Here is an 18,838-nt window from a genome sequence, read left to right as displayed (position 1 = left end):
GTCGATCTAGGTGACCGCGCCCGCGGTCTTGAGTGCGATGATGCGGTCCCAGTCCAATCCGGCTTCCAAGAGGATTTCCTCTGTCTGCGCGGCGAATTCGGGCCCGGGACGAAGTTCGGGCGCGGTTTCGTCGAACTGGACCGGGCTGGTGACGAGCTCCATTTCCCCGGCCTTGACCAGGTACTCGTTCGCCCGGATCTGGGCGTCGTCGGCCACCTGCAGGGAATCCTGGATCGGTGCCCACGGCCCGGCGAGGGTCGCGAACCGCTCGGTCCACTCCGCGAGGGTGCGGGTGGCGAGGACCTCGCGCAGGATTGCCACCGCCTCGGCGGTGTTGGCTGCGATCGCTGCGGCGTCGGCGAAGCGCGGATCGTCGGCGAGTTCGGGCCGGTCGATGTGCCGGCACACGTCGGGCCAGAAGCGCGCCGCCTGCAGCATGACGAAGGAAAGGTACCGGCCGTCGCCGGTGGCGTACACCCCGGAGAGCGGGTTGGTGAGCGCACCGTGGGCGCCTGGCGCAGGGGCCACCATCGGCTCCTGCAGATGAACCGACAGCGCGACCCCGTGCCCCATGGCCCACAGTCCGCTCCCGAGCAGGGACACGTCCACGACGGACGGTTCACCGGTGCGCTCCCGCTTGAGCAGCGCGGCCGCGATGCCACCGGCGAGGTTCGTCCCGGAGATCGTGTCGCCGAACGCAGGCCCGGGCGGGCCGATCATCCCCTCGATCCCGGGTGGGGTGAGGGTGGCGGCGATTCCGGCGCGGGCCCAGAAGGCGGTCATGTCGTAGCCGCCGCGAGTCGCCTCGGCACCACGCGGCCCCAGAGCGCTGCCGCGCGCGTAGATGATCGACGGATTGACCGCGCGGATGTCCTCGACGTCGATGCCGAGCTTGGTCCGCACCTGCGGCAGGTAGCTGGTGAGGAAGACATCGGACTCGCGGGCAAGGTCGTTCAGGACCTCCTTGCCCTCCGGGGTCGAGATGTCCAGACCGATGCTGCGCTTGCCGCGGTTCGCGTGCTCGACGTTGGGGTTGGGATCACCCTCGACACGCAGCGGGCCCACCTGCCGGAGCCCGCGCTGCGGGTCACCGGTGACGGCGTGCTCGACCTTGATCACGTCCGCACCCCACTCGGCGAGAACCGCACCCGCCGACGGGACGAACCCGTACATCGCGACCTCGAGTACCCGGATGCCCTCGAGGGGCCTCGTGACGCCTTCGGCGTGTGGCGTCATTCCTGCACCGCCGCCGCGAACGTCTTCTGCTCGAGGAACTCCTCCAGTCCGGCGGTGCCCATCTCGCGGCCGATGCCCGACTCCTTGTAACCACCGAACGGGACGTCGGGGGTGAAGTAGTTGCCGCCGTTGATGCTGAACGTGCCGGTGCGGATCCGCCGGCCGACGGAGATCGCGCGCTCGTCGTCGTTGCTGATGACGCCGCCGGACAGGCCGAACGCCGAGTTGTTGGCGATCCGCACCGCATCGTCGTCGCCGTCGTGCGGGATCAACGCCAGGACGGGTCCGAACACCTCGTCCTGCGCGATCTCGCTGTCCGGGTCGACGCCGGCCAGCAGGGTGGGCGTGTAGAAGAACCCGGGGTTCACCCGTTCACCACCGGTGACGAGCTGCGCGCCGGCCGCAACGGCCCGCTGGACCATGCCGTCGACCTTGTCCCGCTGACGTTCGGTGATCAGTGGGCCCATGTACATCTTGGGGTCGCTCGGATCACCGAACGGAACCCGCTGAAGGAACGCGGCCACCATCTGGGCGATCTCGTCGTGCTTCTCGCGGGGCACCAGCATCCGGGTGGTGAGGGCGCAGCCCTGCCCGGCGTGGGAACAGATGCTGAACGCGGCGAACTGCGCGGCCATCTTGAGGTCGGCGTCGTCGAGGACGATGAGTGCGGACTTCCCGCCGAGCTCGAGGAAGACGCGCTTGAGAGTGTCGGCCGCCGCCGCCATGATCTTCTTGCCGACAACGGTCGATCCGGTGAAGGTCACCACGTCCACATCCGGGTGCGTGGTCATGAGCTCCCCGACCGCGATCTCCGATGACGACAGCACATTCACCACACCGGCGGGAATGTCCGTGTGCTTTGCGATGATCTCGCCGAGGAGCTGAGTGATCAGCGGCGTGTCCGGAGATCCCTTGAGCACCACCGTGCAGCCTGCGGCGAGCGCAGGTGCGAGCTTCGCGAGCGCCAGCTGGTTCGGGTAGTTGTACGCGGTGATCGCGGCGACCACGCCGGCGGACTCCTTCTCGATCCACCGGCGGTGGCGCTGCCCGCGGACCTCGATCTCGCCCATGTCCTCGGTCAGCGGGTAGGTCTTCAGCAGATCCGCGTAGTAGCGGACGATCTCGATGGGCGCGGCGAGCTGGTTGCCGTAGGTGAGCTGCCGGGTGGCGCCGACCTCCGCGATCGTCAGCTCCCGCATCTCCTCGATGTTGTCGAGCAGCGCCTGGTGGAGCTGGTCGAGGCAGCGGGTGCGCAGCTCGACGTTCGTGGACCAGTCGGTGGTGTCGAAGGCGCGCCGCGCGGCAGCGATCGCGGCCTCGGCCTCGGCGACACCGGCGTCGGGCGCGTAGCCGACGACCTCGCCGGTCGCGGGGTTGATCGAGGTGATCGTCCGTTCCGTCTCGACGAGTTCGCCACCGATGAGCAGGGCCTTGCGGATTCCCTCACCCGCCTGCGTTCCGCCGGTCGCCGCCACTGTGTCCTGAGATGACATCCCGTCTCCTCAATGTCGTGAAAATCCCATTCTCCTGATGGAGAATTTGAAGTACGTTCTGCGAGAACACTAACAACCTATTCGACTTCTGCCTACCCCGAATCCGAAGGAGAACGGGCGCCACAACCGGCCATCCAGCGGGCATTCGGGTCTTGCGGGCGTAACAAAAGCGAGAGTATGGTTCTCGCAATTGGAAGGGAGATTCTTGTGATCGAGACGAAGGCGCTTCGCCCCTCGTTGGGTGTGGAAGTCACCGGTGTGGAAGACCTCGCAGGCGAAGGGGTCATTGCTCAGTGCATGGAGGCGCTGAAGTGGCGCGGAGTCCTGCTCATCCGCGGGCTGAATCTGGACGACGACGCCCAGCTGGCGTTCAGCCGCCGGCTCGGCGAGGTCCGCACGCCGGCGCCCGGCAAGGAGATCTTCGTCGTCTCCCTCGACCCGGCGAAGAGCCAATCCGCCGAGTACCTCAAGGGCACGTTCCACTGGCACATCGACGACACCACGCATGACATCCCCGCCAAGGCGACCATGCTGACCTGCCGGCACGCGGCGATGGTCGGCGGCGGCACCCAGTTCGCCAGCACCTACGCGGCCTACGACACGATGCCCGAGCAGGACCGCAAGCGGTACGAGGGTCTGCGGGTGCTGCACAGCTTCGAGGCCGCCCAGCGCCTGGTGCACCCCGATCCCACCGACGAGCAGCTCGCCGCGTACCGCCAGCTGCCCACCCACGAGTCGGACCTGGTGTGGACCCGCCGCGACGGCCGCAAGTCCTTCGTCATCGGCGCCACCGCCGATCACATCGTCGGGATGGATCCCACGGAGAGCCGCGCGCTCCTGGACGAGCTGCAGGAGTGGTGCACCCAGGAGCAGTTCTCCTACACCCACGAGTGGCAGGAGGGCGACGTGGTGATCTGGGACAACACCGGAATGCTGCACCGGGCCCTGCCCTACGACCCGTCCTCGGAGCGGACCATGCACCGCACGACGATCGCGGGCGACGAGGCCTGGTCATGAAGACTGCAGTGGTGACCGGTGGCGCATCCGGCATCGGTCAGGCGATCGCCGATCGCCTGCGCGCGGACGGATGTCACGTCGCGGTACTCGATCTCAATCCCACCGACGACGACTTCTCGCACAAGGCCGATGTGACGGACCGCGACCAGGTCGAGGAGGCGCTGGCCAAGGTCCGCGCGCAACTCGGTCCGGTGTCGATCCTCGTCAATGCGGCAGGCCTCGAGGGATACGGGCAATTCAAGAAGATCCCGTTCGAGGACTGGAACCGGGTGATCAACGTGAACCTCAACGGCGTCTTTCACTGCATCCAGGCCGCCATCCCGGACATGCTCGACGCCGGCTGGGGCCGGATCGTCAACATCTCCTCCTCCAGCGCCCACTCCGGTCAGCCGTTCATGTCGCACTACGTGGCGGCGAAATCCGCAGTCAACGGGCTGACCAAGTCGCTCGCGCTCGAGCTCGGCCCGAAAGGCATCACCGTCAACGCGGTTCCGCCCGGCTTCATCGACACCCCGATGCTGCGCAAGGCCGAGGCGGCGGGCCGCCTCGGCGGCACCGTCGACGAACACATCCAGCGGACGCCCGTGCGCCGCGTCGGCCGGCCCGAGGACATCGCCGCCGCCTGCGCCTTCCTCGTCTCCGAGGAGGCCGGCTACATCAACGGCCAGATCCTCGGCGTCAACGGTGGACGAAACACGTAGCCGCACCGGCGAATCCAATCATCGAAAGGAAACCACAGTGGGTCGTGTAGAAGGCAAGGTCGCATTCGTCACCGGTGCCGCGCGGGGCCAGGGCCGCAGCCACGCCGTCCGGCTGGCCGAGGAGGGCGCCGACATCATCGCGGTCGACCTCTGTGCCGACATCTCGACCATCGGGTACCCGATGGCGACTCCGGAGGATCTCGAGGAGACGACCCGGCTGATCGAGAAGCACGGGCGCCGAGTCGTCGCCGTGCAGGCCGACGTGCGCGAGGCCGAGCAGATGCGAGCGGCGGTCGAGCAGGGCGTCGCGGAGCTGGGCAAGCTCGACATCGTCGTCGCCCAGGCCGGAGTCGCGGGCATGAAGGGCGAGCCGCAGGTGCAGGCATGGTGCGACGTGGTGAACACCAACCTCGTCGGAACCATGAACGCCGTTCAGGCGGCCCTGCCCCATCTCGGCGAGGGCGCGTCGATCATCGCAACCGGCTCGATGGCCGCGATGATGGACGCCAGCAAGGTCGATGTCCCCGGCAAGGACCTCGGCGGCGTGGCATACATGTTCTCCAAGCGCGCACTGTCGCACTACATCCACGAGCTCGCGACACATCTCGCCCCCCGCCATATCCGAGCGAACGTCGTGCACCCGACCAACTGCAACACCGACATGCTGCAGAGCGAGCCCATGTACCGGTCCTTCCGCCCCGATCTCGAGCATCCGACGCGGGCGGACGCCGAGCCGGGCTTCGCCGTGATGCAGGCGATGCCGGTCCCCTATGTCGAGCCCGAGGACATCAGCAACACCGTGCTCTTCCTCGCGTCCGACGAGGCCCGATACGTGACCGGTATGCAGATGCGAGTCGACGCCGGCGGCTACCTCAAGTGGTACGACTACCACATCTGACCCGAATTCACCTGCAACAAGGAGGAAAACAGTGAAGGTGCAGGTCGATTCCCATCGCTGCCAGGGCCACACGTTGTGCGCGATGGCGGCTCCGGACTCGTTCGAACTGAGTGACATCGACGGCCACTCGACCCCCGTGGACGAGAACGTCCCGGCCGACCAGGAGGAGGCTGTCCGAGAGGCAGCCCGATCATGTCCGGAGCAGGCCATCACGCTCTCCTGACCGACGCCGATCCGAGATCGCCATCCACCTCGAATCCCCAGGGAGGACAACGCGCATGAGCGTTGACGACGTCGTAGCGCACGACAATCGCAAGACGAACAGATTCCAATTCGACCGGCACGCACCGGAGTACCGCGACCAGTTCCTCCCGATCACCGAGGAGATGCAGTCCAAGTGCCCGATGGCGTGGTCGGACACCCACGGCGGACACTGGGTCGCGGCGGGCAGCAACGAGGTCTTCGCCCTATCTCGCTCGGCTGACGTCTCGAACGACCACGACATCCACGGAAAACGCCGCAACTACAAGGGAATCGCGATCCCCACCATGGAGCGCGCCTCGGGAGTGCGCGGCGGCATCCTGGAGATGGACGACCCCGAGCATCGCGAGTTCCGGGCGCTGCTCAACCCGTACCTGTCCCCGGCGGCCGTGCAGCGCTGGATTCCCTTCGTGGACGAAGTGGTGCGGGCATCCATCGACGAGAAGATCGAGAGCGGGAAGATCGACTTCGTCGACGATCTGGCGAACATCGTTCCCGCCGTTCTCACACTGGCGATGATGGGCATCCCGATCGAGAAGTGGACCATCTACAACGAGCCCGTCCACGCCGCGGTCTACACTCCGCCCGACTCACCGGACATTGCGCGCATCGGCGAACTGCACCGCACGATGGGCATCGATCTGCTGACCAATCTCTTCGAGATCCGGCAGAATCCGCGCCCCGGGCTGATCAACGCCGTCGCCGACGTCGAGGTTCTGGGCGAGAAGCCCGACGACATGGAGTTGCTCGGCATTCTGAGCCTGATCATCGGCGGCGGCTTCGACACGACCACTGCGCTGACCGCGCACTCGCTCGAGTGGCTGTCCCAGAATCCCGAGCAGCGCGAGATCCTCAGCCGGGAACGAGACACCCTGGTGGACTCCGCGACCGAAGAGTTCCTGCGCTACTTCACTCCCGCGCCTGGCGACGGGCGCACGTTCAGCGCCGACACCGAGTTCGAGGGCACGGAGTTCAAGGAAGGCGAGCGACTGTGGCTGTCCTGGGCGATGGCCAACCGGGATCCCTCGCTGTTCGCCGAACCGAACGACGTCGACCTGGAACGGCGGGGTAACCGGCACTTCAGCTTCGGGCTCGGCGTCCACCGTTGCATCGGGTCGAACATGGCCCGGATGGTGTTCAAGCGCATGCTGATCGCGGTGCTCGACCGGATGCCGGACTACAAGTGTGACCCCGAGGGCACCGTGCACTACGACACCATCGGCGTCATCCAGGGCATGCGGAAGCTGCCGGCCACCTTCACCCCCGGGCCGCGCCTGGGTGCCGGCCTCGACGAGACCCTCGCCGAGCTGCAGAAGATCTGCGACGAGCAGCGACTCGCGGAGCCGGTCACCATCCACAAGGAATCGGCGCGGATTCGTGACTGACTCGGTACTCACGGAGACCATGCGCGCAGAGGACGGTCGGGCCCCCGCGTCCGGCCGTCCCCTGCCGCTGGTCACCGAGGAGGGTCGGTTCTTCTGGACCTCCGGCGCCGACGGCAGGCTGCGGGTCCAGGAGTGCCGGTCCTGCGACGCCCTGATCCACCCCCCACAGCCGATCTGCCGGTACTGCCGGGGACACGAGATGGGTGTTCGCGTCACCTCCGGTTTCGCGACGCTCATCGGATTCACGGTCAACCACCGCTTCGCCCTGCCCGGCCTACCCGCGCCCTACGTGGTGGCGCAGGTCGCACTGGAGGACGATCCACGTGTTCGGTTGACCACCAACGCAATCGAGTGCGATCCGGCGCAGCTCACACTGGGCACGCGCATGGAGGTCGTGTTCCACCACGACGACGACGTGTGGCTCCCCCTGTTCCGCCCGACAGCGGACCAGCCCACGCCTGCCCCGCTGCCCACTGACGAAATCGCCCCGGACCAGATTCGGCAACACATCCGGCCGATGGCCACCGGGACGAAGTTCGAGGACAAGGTCGCACTCACCGGGATCGGCATGTCGCAGATCGGTCGCCGCCTGATGCGAACACCGCTGGACCTCACGCTGGAGGCGTGCGAGCGGGCGGTCGCGGACGCCGGGCTGACGATGGACGACATCGACGGCCTGGCGAGCTATCCGGGCGGCGGTCAGGTCGGCGGCTTCGGCGAGGGCGGCGTCACCACGGTCGAGGCGGCCCTCGGACTGCGACCGACCTGGCACAACGGCGGGATCGAGACCTTCGGGCCGAGCGGCTCGGTGATCGCGGCGATGATGGCCGTCGCCAGCGGGCTGGCCCGCCACGTGCTGTGCTACCGGACCCTGTGGGAATCGACCCACAGCGAGCTGACGAAGCTCGGCCGGATCCCGGCTCCGTCGGGTGCGGGCCGCACTCCGAGCTGGCTGATGCCCTTCGGCGCCACCTCCGCCGCGCACACCCTCGCGCAGAACGCCCAGCGGCACTTCCACCGATACGGCACCACCCGTGAAACCCTCGGCTGGATCGCGTTGAACCAGCGGGCCAACGCCCAGCTGAACCCGACCGCGATCTACCGCGATCCGATGACGATGGACGACTACCTGGGCGCCCGGGCGATCACCACCCCGTTCGGGCTCTACGACTGCGACGTCCCGTGTGACGCCTCGATCGCGGTGATCGTCTCCGCCGTGGACGTCGCGCGTGACCTCGCCAAGCCGCCGGTGCTCGTGGAGGCGGTCGGCACCCAGATCGTCGAACGCATCGAGTGGGACCAGAGCACGCTCACCCACGAACCGCAGGTGCTCGGGCCGTCCGCGCACCTGTGGTCGCGGACATCGCTGCGTCCCGACGACGTCGATGTCGCCGAGCTCTACGACGGGTTCAGCTTCAACTGCCTGTCCTGGATCGAGGCGCTCGGCTTCTGCGGCATCGGCGAAGCGAAGGACTTCCTCGACGGCGGTCACAACATCGCCCGCGACGGTGTGCTCCCCCTCAACACCCACGGCGGTCAACTCTCCCACGGCCGCACCCACGGCATGGGTCTGATCCACGAGGCGATCACCCAGCTGCGCGGCGAGGCGGGTGCCCGTCAGATCCCCGACGCCCGGGTCGCAGTCGCAAGCAGTGGCGGTCTCACCCCGGGCGGCGTCCTTCTCCTCCGGAGTGACACTTGACCACAACCGATTCCGATCTGAACATGCCGACACAACGGCTCGAGGCCTCACCCGTGTACCGGGTCGTCGATGTCGACGGCATACCCATGTCCGCCCTCGTCGCCGAGGCGGCGAATCCGCGGGCGGTCATCCTCGCCCTCCACGGCGGCGCCACCGACTCCGGGTACTTCGACTGCCCTGGCCACCCGCGGTACTCGCTCCTGCGTACCTGTGCGGCGCTCGGCTACACCGTCGTCGCGCTCGACCGGCCGGGTTACGGCGCCTCCGCGCCACACGCCGACGAGGTCGCGCCCCCGCAGCGGCGGGTCGACCTCGCCTACGGCGCGGTGGACCGGATTCTCGGCGGGAGCGATCGGGGGGCGGGGATGTTCGTGTGGGCGCACTCCGTCGGCTGCGAGCTGGGCACCCGGATCGCAGCCGATGACCGCGGACGCCATCTGGTCGGTCTCGAACTCTCCGGTACCGGCCGGGAGCACCAGCCACGGGCGCACAGCATCTTCCGCTCCAGCGAGCGCAACGCGGCCCCGAGCGGCGTGCGGGAGTTGCTGTGGAAACCCGAGCACCTGTATCCGCGCGAACTCCTCGGTGGGGGACCCATCGGATCGGCCACCCCGTCGTACGAGACCGAGGTCGTCGGGCAGTGGCCGCGCACGAACTTCCCCGAACTTGCGGCGCAGGTCCGCGTACCGGTGCACTTCACCGCCGGCGAGCACGAGCGGGTGTGGCGCAACGACCCGGAAGCCCTGCGCGCCATCGCAACACAGTTCGTCACCGCACCGCGCGTCGAGACCCGTACCCAGCTCGACGGTGGCCACAATCTCAGCCTCGGGCACACCGCCCCGGCCTACCACCTGAACGTTCTGTCCTTCGTGGAGGAATGCGTGGCCGGCCTGCGTCACGGCACCTCGGGCGCACCCGCGTCCGGGGGCACGACACGACCACGAGAAGGGAAGTGAACCAGTGGAAGCCGCCGACACCGCCGTACTCCTCATCCGATTGGTCCTGGGTGCGACCATGGTCGCCCACGGGATCAACCATTGGCTCGGCGGAGGCCGCATCGAAGGAACTGCCCGCTGGTTCAGCGGGCTCGGCCTCCGCAACGGAACGCTGCAGGCATGGGCGAGTGTGGTCACCGAGATCGGAGCGGGCGTGCTGCTGATCGTCGGCCTGCTCACCCCCTTCGCCTGCGCGGCCACCATTTCGGTGATGGTGGTGGCCGGCTTCCTCGCGCACCGGCCGAACGGATTCTTCGTCTTCCGTGAGGGATACGAATACGTCCTGGTGCTCGCGGTGGTGGCGCTCGCGCTCGCAATGCTCGGGCCGGGCGAAGCCTCGGTGGACGTCGTCGCCGGGATCGACCTCGCCGGCTGGACGGGCGGCGCCATCGCGCTCGGTGTCGGAGTGGTCGCGGCGGCGAGCCTGCTCGCCACGTTCTGGCGTCCGGAACCGACGGACAGCGTGTGCTCGAAGACGGAGACGGAATCGACAGCAGCCGGAGAAGCGGAAGTGGAGGCGCAGTGATACGAGTTGGATTCATCGGTCTGGGACTGCAGGGCGCGCCCATCGCGCGACGCATCGTCGACGCAGGTCACCCCACGACGCTGTGGGCCCGCCGTCCGCAGAGCCTCGAACCGTTCGCCGGCACCGCGGCGGCGACGGCCGAGTCGCCCGCGGTCCTCGGTGCCGCCAGCGACGTCGTGTGCCTCTGTGTGGTCGGCGACGATGACGTGCGCCAGGTGGTCACCGGGGAGACGGGCGTCCTCGCCGGGCTGGCGCCCGGCGGAATCATCGTGGTGCACAGCACCATCCATCCCGACACCTGCCGCGAACTGACCGAGATCGCCGCCGAGCGCGGGGTCACCGTGGTCGACGCCCCGGTCAGCGGCGGGCCCGCCGCCGCCGAGGCGGGGCAGCTGCTGGTCATGGTCGGCGGCGACGACAAGTCGGTGGCACGGTGCCGACCCGTTCTGGAGACCTTCGGCGACCCGGTGGTCCACCTCGGCGGGGTCGGCTCGGGACAGGTCACCAAGCTCCTGAACAACCTGCTCTTCACCGCGAACCTCTCCACCGCCCACAGCACCCTCACGCTGGGGAAGTCCCTCGGCATCAACGCCGATCGACTCGGCGAGGTGATCGCGCACGGAACCGCCAACAGTTTCGCGCTCGGGCGCGTGGTGTCCGCGGGCGGGACCCTCGACCGGATCGCCCAGCATGCCGGGGACCTGCTGCGAAAGGACGTCGGCCTGGTCGCCGATCTCGCCGATGCCGCAGCGGCGCAGCCCGGGATCGTCCTCACCGCCGCGGACGCGACCCTCGACCTGATGGATCACCGCCGATGAGGATCGGGTTCATCGGGACGGGCCGGATGGGCGGGCCGATGGTCCGCCGCCTGGTCGACTCCGGGCACGACGTGCGCGCACTCGCACGGTCCGACGAACGGCGTTCCACTGTCGCGGAATTGGGTGCGCGTCCGGTCGCCGATGTCACCGCGGTATCCGAAGACGCCGACATCGTCATCGTGTGCGTGTTCACCGATGATCAGGTCCGGGAGATCTGCCTGGACGGGCCGTTGCTCCCCGAGATGACTCCGGGGGCCGCCCTGGTGCTGCACACCACCGGCAGCCCGCGCACGGCCGAGGCCGTCGCGACCCGGGCCCGCCTGCACGGCATCTGTGTCGTCGACGCCCCGGTCAGCGGCGGGCCGCACGACATCGCCGCGGGGACGCTGACCGTGTTCGCCGGCGGCGAGGCCTCCGTTGTCGACCGGGTGCGGCCGGCGTTGTCGTCCTACGCGGACCCGGTGATCCATGTCGGAGGCACCGGGTCGGGGCAGCGGGTGAAGCTGGTCAACAACGCGCTGTTCGCGGCCAACATCGGTCTGCTGGCCGAAGCCGTCCGCCTCGCGGAACAGCTCGGCGTCGACGAATCCGCTCTCCTTGCCGCCCTCCCCCACGGCAGTTCCGCCAGCCGCGCGCTCAGCGGGGTTTCCAGTCGTGGCTCGGTCGCGGTGTTCACCAAGTCGGTCGAGGACTTTCTGCGAAAGGACGTCGACGTGGTGCGCAAGACCGTTGCCGATCTCGGCGGCTCCCTGGGCCTGCTGGACGACGCGATCGACGCCCAGTCCACTCGCTGAATCTTCCGCTCCTCGGGAGTGGGTGAACCCGACGGCTCGACCGATCGGGGATGTTGTGCCACATTGGTTGGGTGTAGCAAGTACCAATCAGGCATGACAATCCGAAAGCGGTGAATTCTGTTGAGTGGTCGAGTATCCGGCAAAGTCGCGCTGATCACCGGGGCGGCTCGTGGACAGGGGCGGGCCGAGGCGGTCCGGTTGGCCGACGAGGGCGCCGACGTCATCGTCGTGGACGTGTGCGCGCCACTGCCGAGCGTGGCATACGACTCTGCGACACCGGAGGACCTGCAGGAGACGGTGCGACTGGTGGAGAAGACCGGCAGCCGTGTTGTGTCCGGGATCGTCGACGTCCGTGATCTCGAGAAGTTGCGGGGCATCGTCGATTCCGCCGTCGCCGAGCTGGGCCGGCTGGACGTCGTGGTGGCCAATGCCGGTATCTGCGTGCCGAAGCCGTGGGACCAGGTCACCCCGAAGATCTACGAGGACACGATCAGCACCAACGTCACCGGCGTGTGGAACACCGTGATGGTCGGCGCGCCGCACCTGGTGCAGGCCGGTGGCGGCTCGATCATCCTGATCAGCTCGGCGGCGGGGCTGAAGGTACAGCCGTTCATGGTGCCGTACACGACCAGCAAGTTCGCGGTCCGCGGGATGGCGAAGGCGTTCGCTGCCGAGTTGGCGCGGCACAGCATCCGGGTCAACAGCGTGCACCCGACCGGGGTCAACACCCCGATGGGCAGCGGCGACATGCAGGAGCAGATCCACGGCGCGATCGCCGGGGACGAGCGGCTCGGCGCGATGATGATGAACATGCTGCCGGTCGACATCACCGAACCGGAGGACATCGCCGACACCGTGCTGTTCCTGGCGTCGGACGAGTCGAAGTACATCACCGCCCACGAGATCGCCCCGGACGCCGGTATCACCGAGTTCTGATCCCACATCACCACGTCCCCCCCATGACCGAAGGGCACCTTCACACGGTCGGACCGCGTGAAGGTGCCCTTCAGCCATGAGATCGGGTCAGTACAGGCCGCCGTCGAGCCGGATGAACGAGTTCGTCGTGTAGCTCGATGCGGGGCTCGCCAGGTACAGCGCCGTGGTGACGATCTCCTCCGGGTTCCCGGGACGTCCGGCGGCGCTGCGCAGCGACTTCTTCGCGTCGGTGCTCCACGCCTTGGCGATGTCGGTCAGGAACGGTCCCGCCGAGATCGTGTTGACGCGGACGGCCGGCCCGAATTCCCGCGCGAACACGCCGGTGAGCGCGTTGAGAGCCGCCTTCGCCCCCGCGTAGGGCCCGAACGCGGGTGCGGGGAAGATGGCGCCGGACGAGGAGATGTTGATGATCGTTCCGCCGTCGCCGTCCGCCATCCTCTGACCGACCAGCGAACCCAGACGGAACGGACCCTTGAAGTTCACCGCAACGACCTTGTCGAACAGCTCTTCCGAGGTCTGCGCCGACGACGGCGCCAGCGGCGACAGCCCGGCGTTGTTGACCAGGATGTCGATCACCCCGAAGTGTTCGTAGCTGGCCGCGACCAACTCGTCGATGTCCTGCCACCTGCCGACATGGCAGGCGACCGGTAGTGCCCTGCGGCCCAGCGCCTCCACCTCCCGTGCCACCTGTTCGCACGACTCGATCTTGCGGCTGCAGACGACCACGTCGGCTCCCGCCCGCGCGAAGGCCAACACCATCTCCCGGCCCAGCCCGCGGCTGCCACCGGTGACCAGCGCCACCTTGCCCTCGAGGGAGAACAGCCGGCTCTGGTCGACGACCCCTGCGGGGTGCTCCGACCCGTTCCGTTCGGTCATCGGCCCGCTCCCGAAGAAATCTTGATCGTCACGCACTTGACCTGGCTGTAGTGATGCAATGCCTCCACACCCTTCTCTCGGCCGTAACCGCTGTTCTTCCAACCACCGAACGGGGTCTGCACCGATCCCGTGGACCAGGTGTTGACGAACACCTGGCCGACCCGCAGCCGATCGCTGACCCGCAGCGCGCGGGAGACGTCGGTCGTCCACACCCCGGCGACGAGCCCGTACTCGGAGTCCTCGGCGATCTCGACCGCCTCGTCCTCGGTGTCGAACGGGAGCACCACCACCACGGGACCGAAGATCTCCTCACGGGCGATCCGCGCCGAGTTGTCCACTCCGGTGTAAACGGTGGGATCGATGTAGTAGCCACCGGTTTCGGCGGCGAGTGTCGACACCGTCCCTCCGATCTCGGCGCGGGCCCCCTCGGCCTCGGCGATCTTGAAATACTCCTGCACCCGGAGGAACTGGTCGTGGGTGATGAGGGGGCCGAGGTCACGGCCCACCTGCACCTGCGCAGTGCGCTCCACCAGGCGGGACACCATCTGCTCGTACACCTCGCGCTGTACCAGGAGCCGGGTGCCGTTGGAGCACACCTGCCCGGTGTTGGCGGTGAACCCCTGGAGCGCGCCGGTGACCGCGGCGTCGAGATCGGCGTCGGCGAAGACGATGTTCGCGGACTTGCCGCCCAGTTCGAGTGTCAGCGGGATGATCCGCTCGGCGGCGATCCGGCCGATCACCCGTCCGGTGCCGACGGAACCGGTGAACGCGACCTTCGCGACATCGGGATGCCCGACCAGTGCGGCTCCGGCACTCGCGCCGGTCCCGAGCACCACGTTCAGCACGCCGTCCGGGAAGCCGGCCTCCGACGCGAGCCGGGCCAGCCGCACGGTGGTGGCCGAGGTGAACTCGGACGGCTTCACCACCACGGTGTTGCCCGCGGCCAGGGCCGGTGCGCACGCCCGGGCGGCCTGATTCAACGGGACGTTCCACGGGGTGACGACACCGACCACACCGAACGGCTCACGCCGGGTGTAGACGTGCTGGTCCGCTGCGACGTCCAGGGTCTCCCCCGCCGGCATCGCGACGAGACCGCCGTAGAACTCGAAATACGCTGCAGATGTCTCGATCTCACCGATGGCAACCTTCTCGGGTTTGCCGGTCTCGCTGACCTCGAGCGCCGCGAGGGCGGGCAGCTCGTCCCTCATCCGCCGCGCCAGATCGGTCAGCAGGCGCCCCCTCGTGAGCGCGGGAATCTGCCGCCAGGTCGGCAGCGCCGCGGTCGCGGATCGCACCGCGGCGTCCACGACGGCGGCGTCGCCCGAAGCGAGCTGCCGGACGGTGTTCCCGGTGGCCGGGTCTGTGACGGGCAGGTAGGCGCCGGTCACCGGCGCCGCGGCGGTCCCGCCTATCCAGTGATCGAGTGTGTCCATCGCGTGTATCCCACTTTCAGGCGGTGTGTTCGTCCCGGAACTGTTGGTACGGCGAGAGCTGGGCCCGTCGCTCGTGCAGGAAGTCGTGCGGATAGCCGAGCCGGATGCGTGTCGCCTTGTCCAGCCTCTCGACCTGGTGATCCTCGAGGGCGACGCCCACCACGCCGAGGTTGTCGCGCAGTTGGGCGACCGTCCGCGCTCCGATCAACGGCATCACGCCCTGCCTGCGCACCCAGGCGAGCGCGACCTGAGCCGGGGTGGCGCCCGTCTCGGCCGCGATCTCGGCGACTGCCTCCACCGCTCGGTGGCCGGCAGGACCGAGCCGGTCGAGCCCGCGGCCCTTGCCGACCAGCAGCCCCCGCGCAAGTGGGCTCCACGCGTACGTGGCGAGGCCGAGTTCACGGGCCATCGGCAGGAATTCCCGGTCGGCGGTACGGGCGAGCAACGAGTACTCGACCTGCATGGCACAGAACGCATTCCAGCCGCGCAGCTCGGCGATGGCCGTCGACCGCGAGACGACCCAGGCCGGGGTGTTGGTCACCCCGATGGCGAGCACCTTGCCGCTGCGCACCAGATCGTCGAGTGCCCGCAACGTCTCCTCGACCGGGGTCCCCCGGTCCCAGGCGTGCACCCACAGCAGGTCCACGTAGTCGGTCCCCAGCCGGCGCAGACTGGTTTCGACGCTGCGCCGCAGGCTCTTGCGGTGGTTGCCTCCGGAGTTCGGGTCGCCGGCGTCGGCGGGCAGGGTGTACTTGGTGCTGAGCACGACCCCCTCGCGTTCGGCGGCGACGAGGCGCCCGAGGATCTCCTCGCTCGCACCGTTGGTGTAGTTGTTGGCGGTGTCGACGAAGTTGCCGCCGGCCTCCCGATAGGCGCGGTAGATCTGGCCGCTGGTGTCCTCGTCCGCCCCGAATCCCCACTCGGTGCCGAAGGTCATGGCGCCCAGACACAGTTCGCTGACCCGGATGCCGGATCGGCCGAGCACCCTCAGCGGCATGGATGACTGTTCAGGCATCGTCGTCCACCACCCAGTTCACGAACCGGTGCAGCGGGTACATGCCGTCGTGCGGGCTGCCCATGCTGCCGGTCATCGCGCTGCCGAGCTTGACGACGCGTTGCACGCCCGCGGTCGCGAGCGCGTCCCGGACCTCGGCCTTGCGATGCGTGGGATAGACGCCGACCGTCTGGGTCGCCACGGTCGCGTGGGACGCCGCATCGCTCATTTCGGCGACGGGAATCACGTTGACCGTCTTGTTGGTCGGATGGAAGTCGACCATCTCCGGCGACCGCACGACCAGACCGCGACCGTCGTAGCCGCCCCAGATCCGGTAGTCGGGTTCGAGGAAACGCATTCCGTCGACCGCCTCGCGAATGTCACTGGGCGGCTTCGGCCCGACAGCCGAGGTGAAGGCTCGATCGACCCCGAGTCGCTCATGGAGCAGCGCGCAGAAGCGGTCGACCTGCTCGATGTCGCCCTCGACGCAGATGTGCCGGGCGGCCAGGCAGGCGTCCTGGTTGAAGATCGTGGCGTCGGCAGCGGCGAGCTCGGCGACCTCGCGCAGCGTGTCCTCGGACTCGAAGGCTTCCCTGCCGACGATCGACATCGAGACCTTCGGGTCGAACGAGATCAGCTGGAATCCCGGTCCGACGTACTTCGCCGCGTTCTCGATGGCGGCCCCACCGCCCCAGGCGACCAGCTTGTCGAAGTACTGGGAGCGGTACAGCACGTTCTCGACCTTGGCGTCGCCGCCGCGCCAGTACACGGCCGACATGGACCGGAGCACCGGATGATCGGGGGCTATGTCGGCCATCGTGCGCAGCACCGCGACGGTGGTGAACGGGTCCGCCGACGGCATCTTGAAGACGTTGACGGCCTTGACGAGTGCGGCGTCGGCGATCGAGGTCATCGCCGCGCTCGGAGAGTTGCCGGCCATCATGTGCACCAGCCGCGGCGGGAACGCCCGGACGCGGCTGACGTTGCCGTTCGGGTCGGTCCGCTCCACCCAGCCGTCCAGCAGGTCGATGCCGCCGAAGGTCCGCTCGAGCCGGTACTCGAGTGCCTGCCTGGTCAGGAACTGCCCCGGTCGGGCGAAGGTGTTCTCGATGATCCGGCGCGGCAGCGCGCTCACCTGAAGCGTCATCTCCAGCGACTCCTGGAGATACTCGTTCTTCTCGAGGGTGAGGTGCTGTGCGGTCTCGACGAGGAAGTCGATGATCTCGGAGATGGGAACGTCGAACGCGGGGCCGGGCTGCGTGCGGGGAACGAAGAGATCACCGAGTTCGAGTCGTGGCGTGACGAACGGAACGCCGAAGTCCCGTGAGAGGTACTCACTGTCCTCGCCCCAGACCAGCTTTCCGCGGACGAAGTGCGGTACCCGGATCTTGGTTGCTGTCGCAGTCATGAATTCGCCTCAGTCCTCGATGAATCCGCGGACGTAGGCGTCCATGGTTCCGGCGCAGGTGATCTTGTCGTCGTCGGCGAGATCGGAGTACCGGACGATGTCGGGCAGGACGGTGTCGCCGGTCCGCCCGCACGGGCAGGCACCCGTGTCGACGGTGATCCGGTCGCCGGAGATCGTGCCGCCCCAGCGGCCGTCGACCGTGGTGTCGAAGAACGCGGCGCGGCCCTGGATCAGGCCGTCGACCTCCGGGGCCAGCGATTCGCCCTCCTTGTCGAGAACGAACAACGCGATCGTGTCGGGTACGTGGTAGCGGCCCTCCACACACTTGGGCAGCCGAACGTTCAACTCCTGCATGGAGTAGTAGTGCAGGAACCGCTCCGGTGTGATGTTCAGCAGGCGGAAGATCTGTTCCTGGTAGTCGGCGGGCAGCGAGGTTCCCTTCAGGCCCCCACCGGTGGTCAGCGCGTTCGTGCCGGTGATGTCGCCTTCCGCCGCCCCCATCTCCTTGAGGATCTCGCAGAGCCGGAACAACTGCGGGAACTGGGAACTGAAGAAAATCTTCTCGGTGCGGTGAGCGAGGATCTGCTCGGCGTAATGATGCAGCCGCCGTTCCTGTTCCGCGGCGCGCTCTGCCGCCTCCGCCTCGAACGCGGCGAGTTCGTCCGGCGCCGCCGTGCCGTCCGCCATCGCGCGCCGCATCGCGGACATCCGGGCCATGTACCGGTGAAATCCGGCAGGCGGAGTGCCCTCGAAGAGGGGGAGGGCACCAGGTCCGGTGTAGGAATCGACGATGAGGTCTCGCACCGCGACGTGCTGGCTCTGGCCGGTGTCCGGTCCGACGGGGATGACGTGCCAGGTCGGCTCGGGCGGCAACCCCAGCTCGGTCATGCAGTCGAGGAGGTTCTGCAGGTTTGCGTCGCGGTCCCGCTGGGACTTGTTGAGGAACGACCCCTTGCCGCTGGTGCCGCTCGAACTCGACACCAGGTGACCGGAATCCTCGAGGGTGGCGATCCAGCCGTCGACATCCTCGACTGCCGACACGTCCACATCGCTGACGCGGTGCGCGGACAGCGAATCGATCCACCGATTCATCTGCGCCCATTGCCCTTTGGCAATGAGCGATTCCGGGTAGCTCTTGTAGGTGGTGTGCGGGAAGAGCAACGGGATCATGTCCTCACGGGACCGGATCTCCGTGATTCCCTCCGCATCGGCGCGCTGCGCCAGGACGGGAACCCGCGTTCGCCATTCCTGAAATCGCCGGTCCAGTATCTCGATGACGTCCGATCGCCCGTTGGTCCGTGCCGCCGCTGTCGTTCCTGACATCGTGCCTCCGCTCGTGGTGGGGGGTTCGCGCGAATTAACCAT

Annotated in this window: 18 protein-coding genes; 11 read left to right on the top strand and 7 right to left on the bottom strand. The window is 68.0% G+C overall.

What is annotated here, in order from left to right; genetic code table 11:
• Nucleotides 1–6: 6 nt before the first annotated feature.
• On the bottom strand, nucleotides 7–1,236 hold the full coding sequence (locus tag ACWDU4_RS00675; RefSeq protein ID WP_450111906.1) for a CaiB/BaiF CoA transferase family protein: 1,230 nt from the start codon (nucleotides 1,234–1,236) through the stop codon (nucleotides 7–9).
• Nucleotides 1,233–2,729 carry an aldehyde dehydrogenase family protein gene (locus ACWDU4_RS00670; protein ID WP_450111905.1) on the bottom strand — a complete coding sequence of 499 codons (1,497 nt, stop codon included), beginning with the start codon at nucleotides 2,727–2,729 and terminating at the stop codon, nucleotides 1,233–1,235. Before ACWDU4_RS00670 ends, ACWDU4_RS00675 begins: the two co-directional genes overlap by 4 nt.
• Nucleotides 2,730–2,936: 207 nt before the next feature.
• On the opposite strand from ACWDU4_RS00670, the gene ACWDU4_RS00665 reads away from it, so the two are divergent.
• The 11 genes from ACWDU4_RS00665 to ACWDU4_RS00615 all read left to right on the top strand — a co-directional run bounded on the left by ACWDU4_RS00665 (nucleotide 2,937) and on the right by ACWDU4_RS00615 (nucleotide 12,762).
• The gene (locus ACWDU4_RS00665) at nucleotides 2,937–3,746 is read left to right on the top strand and encodes a TauD/TfdA dioxygenase family protein (RefSeq protein WP_450111904.1); all 810 of its coding nucleotides are present in this window, start codon (nucleotides 2,937–2,939) and stop codon (nucleotides 3,744–3,746) included.
• Nucleotides 3,743–4,447: an SDR family NAD(P)-dependent oxidoreductase gene (locus tag ACWDU4_RS00660; protein ID WP_450111903.1), complete on the top strand. Its 705-nt coding sequence runs from the start codon at nucleotides 3,743–3,745 to the stop codon at nucleotides 4,445–4,447. The genes ACWDU4_RS00665 and ACWDU4_RS00660 overlap by 4 nt, the downstream gene beginning before the upstream one ends.
• Before the next feature lie 37 nt (nucleotides 4,448–4,484).
• Nucleotides 4,485–5,345, top strand: a complete 861-nt coding sequence (locus ACWDU4_RS00655; protein WP_450111902.1) for a mycofactocin-coupled SDR family oxidoreductase — start codon at nucleotides 4,485–4,487, stop codon at nucleotides 5,343–5,345.
• Nucleotides 5,346–5,376: 31 nt separating this feature from the next.
• Nucleotides 5,377–5,568, top strand: coding sequence for a ferredoxin (locus ACWDU4_RS00650; protein WP_450111901.1), 192 nt, complete (start codon nucleotides 5,377–5,379; stop codon nucleotides 5,566–5,568).
• A gap of 55 nt (nucleotides 5,569–5,623) precedes the next feature.
• Complete coding sequence (locus ACWDU4_RS00645; RefSeq protein WP_450111900.1) at nucleotides 5,624–6,991, top strand: cytochrome P450; 1,368 nt, start codon at nucleotides 5,624–5,626, stop codon at nucleotides 6,989–6,991.
• Nucleotides 6,992–7,010: 19 nt separating this feature from the next.
• A complete protein-coding gene (locus ACWDU4_RS00640) occupies nucleotides 7,011–8,693 on the top strand; it encodes a thiolase C-terminal domain-containing protein (RefSeq protein WP_450112048.1) in 1,683 nt (560 codons plus the stop codon).
• A complete protein-coding gene (locus ACWDU4_RS00635) occupies nucleotides 8,690–9,649 on the top strand; it encodes an alpha/beta hydrolase (RefSeq protein ID WP_450111899.1) in 960 nt (319 codons plus the stop codon). Before ACWDU4_RS00640 ends, ACWDU4_RS00635 begins: the two co-directional genes overlap by 4 nt.
• Nucleotides 9,650–9,653: 4 nt before the next feature.
• The gene (locus ACWDU4_RS00630; protein ID WP_450111898.1) at nucleotides 9,654–10,214 is read left to right on the top strand and encodes a DoxX family protein; all 561 of its coding nucleotides are present in this window, start codon (nucleotides 9,654–9,656) and stop codon (nucleotides 10,212–10,214) included.
• Complete coding sequence (locus ACWDU4_RS00625) at nucleotides 10,214–11,032, top strand: NAD(P)-dependent oxidoreductase (protein WP_450112047.1); 819 nt, start codon at nucleotides 10,214–10,216, stop codon at nucleotides 11,030–11,032. Before ACWDU4_RS00630 ends, ACWDU4_RS00625 begins: the two co-directional genes overlap by 1 nt.
• Entirely contained in the window at nucleotides 11,029–11,826 is a 798-nt protein-coding gene (locus tag ACWDU4_RS00620) for an NAD(P)-dependent oxidoreductase (RefSeq protein ID WP_450111897.1), read from the top strand. The genes ACWDU4_RS00625 and ACWDU4_RS00620 overlap by 4 nt, the downstream gene beginning before the upstream one ends.
• Nucleotides 11,827–11,946: 120 nt before the next feature.
• Nucleotides 11,947–12,762, top strand: a complete 816-nt coding sequence (locus ACWDU4_RS00615; protein ID WP_450111896.1) for a mycofactocin-coupled SDR family oxidoreductase — start codon at nucleotides 11,947–11,949, stop codon at nucleotides 12,760–12,762.
• Nucleotides 12,763–12,849: 87 nt separating this feature from the next.
• Here ACWDU4_RS00615 and ACWDU4_RS00610 read toward each other — a convergent pair whose 3' ends face one another.
• The 5 genes from ACWDU4_RS00610 to ACWDU4_RS00590 are packed head-to-tail and all read right to left on the bottom strand — an operon-like array spanning nucleotide 12,850 to nucleotide 18,796.
• Complete coding sequence (locus ACWDU4_RS00610; protein ID WP_450111895.1) at nucleotides 12,850–13,638, bottom strand: SDR family NAD(P)-dependent oxidoreductase; 789 nt, start codon at nucleotides 13,636–13,638, stop codon at nucleotides 12,850–12,852.
• Nucleotides 13,635–15,071: an aldehyde dehydrogenase family protein gene (locus ACWDU4_RS00605; protein WP_450111894.1), complete on the bottom strand. Its 1,437-nt coding sequence runs from the start codon at nucleotides 15,069–15,071 to the stop codon at nucleotides 13,635–13,637. Before ACWDU4_RS00605 ends, ACWDU4_RS00610 begins: the two co-directional genes overlap by 4 nt.
• Before the next feature lie 16 nt (nucleotides 15,072–15,087).
• Complete coding sequence (locus ACWDU4_RS00600; RefSeq protein WP_450111893.1) at nucleotides 15,088–16,086, bottom strand: aldo/keto reductase; 999 nt, start codon at nucleotides 16,084–16,086, stop codon at nucleotides 15,088–15,090.
• The gene (locus ACWDU4_RS00595) at nucleotides 16,079–17,473 is read right to left on the bottom strand and encodes an acyl-CoA reductase (protein WP_450111892.1); all 1,395 of its coding nucleotides are present in this window, start codon (nucleotides 17,471–17,473) and stop codon (nucleotides 16,079–16,081) included. The genes ACWDU4_RS00600 and ACWDU4_RS00595 overlap by 8 nt, the downstream gene beginning before the upstream one ends.
• A 9-nt stretch (nucleotides 17,474–17,482) precedes the next feature.
• Nucleotides 17,483–18,796, bottom strand: coding sequence for a hypothetical protein (locus tag ACWDU4_RS00590; protein ID WP_450111891.1), 1,314 nt, complete (start codon nucleotides 18,794–18,796; stop codon nucleotides 17,483–17,485).
• Nucleotides 18,797–18,838 lie beyond the last annotated feature (42 nt).

Source organism: Rhodococcus sp. NPDC003348 (assembly GCF_053589375.1).
This window is presented reverse-complemented; position numbering and strand designations above follow the sequence as displayed.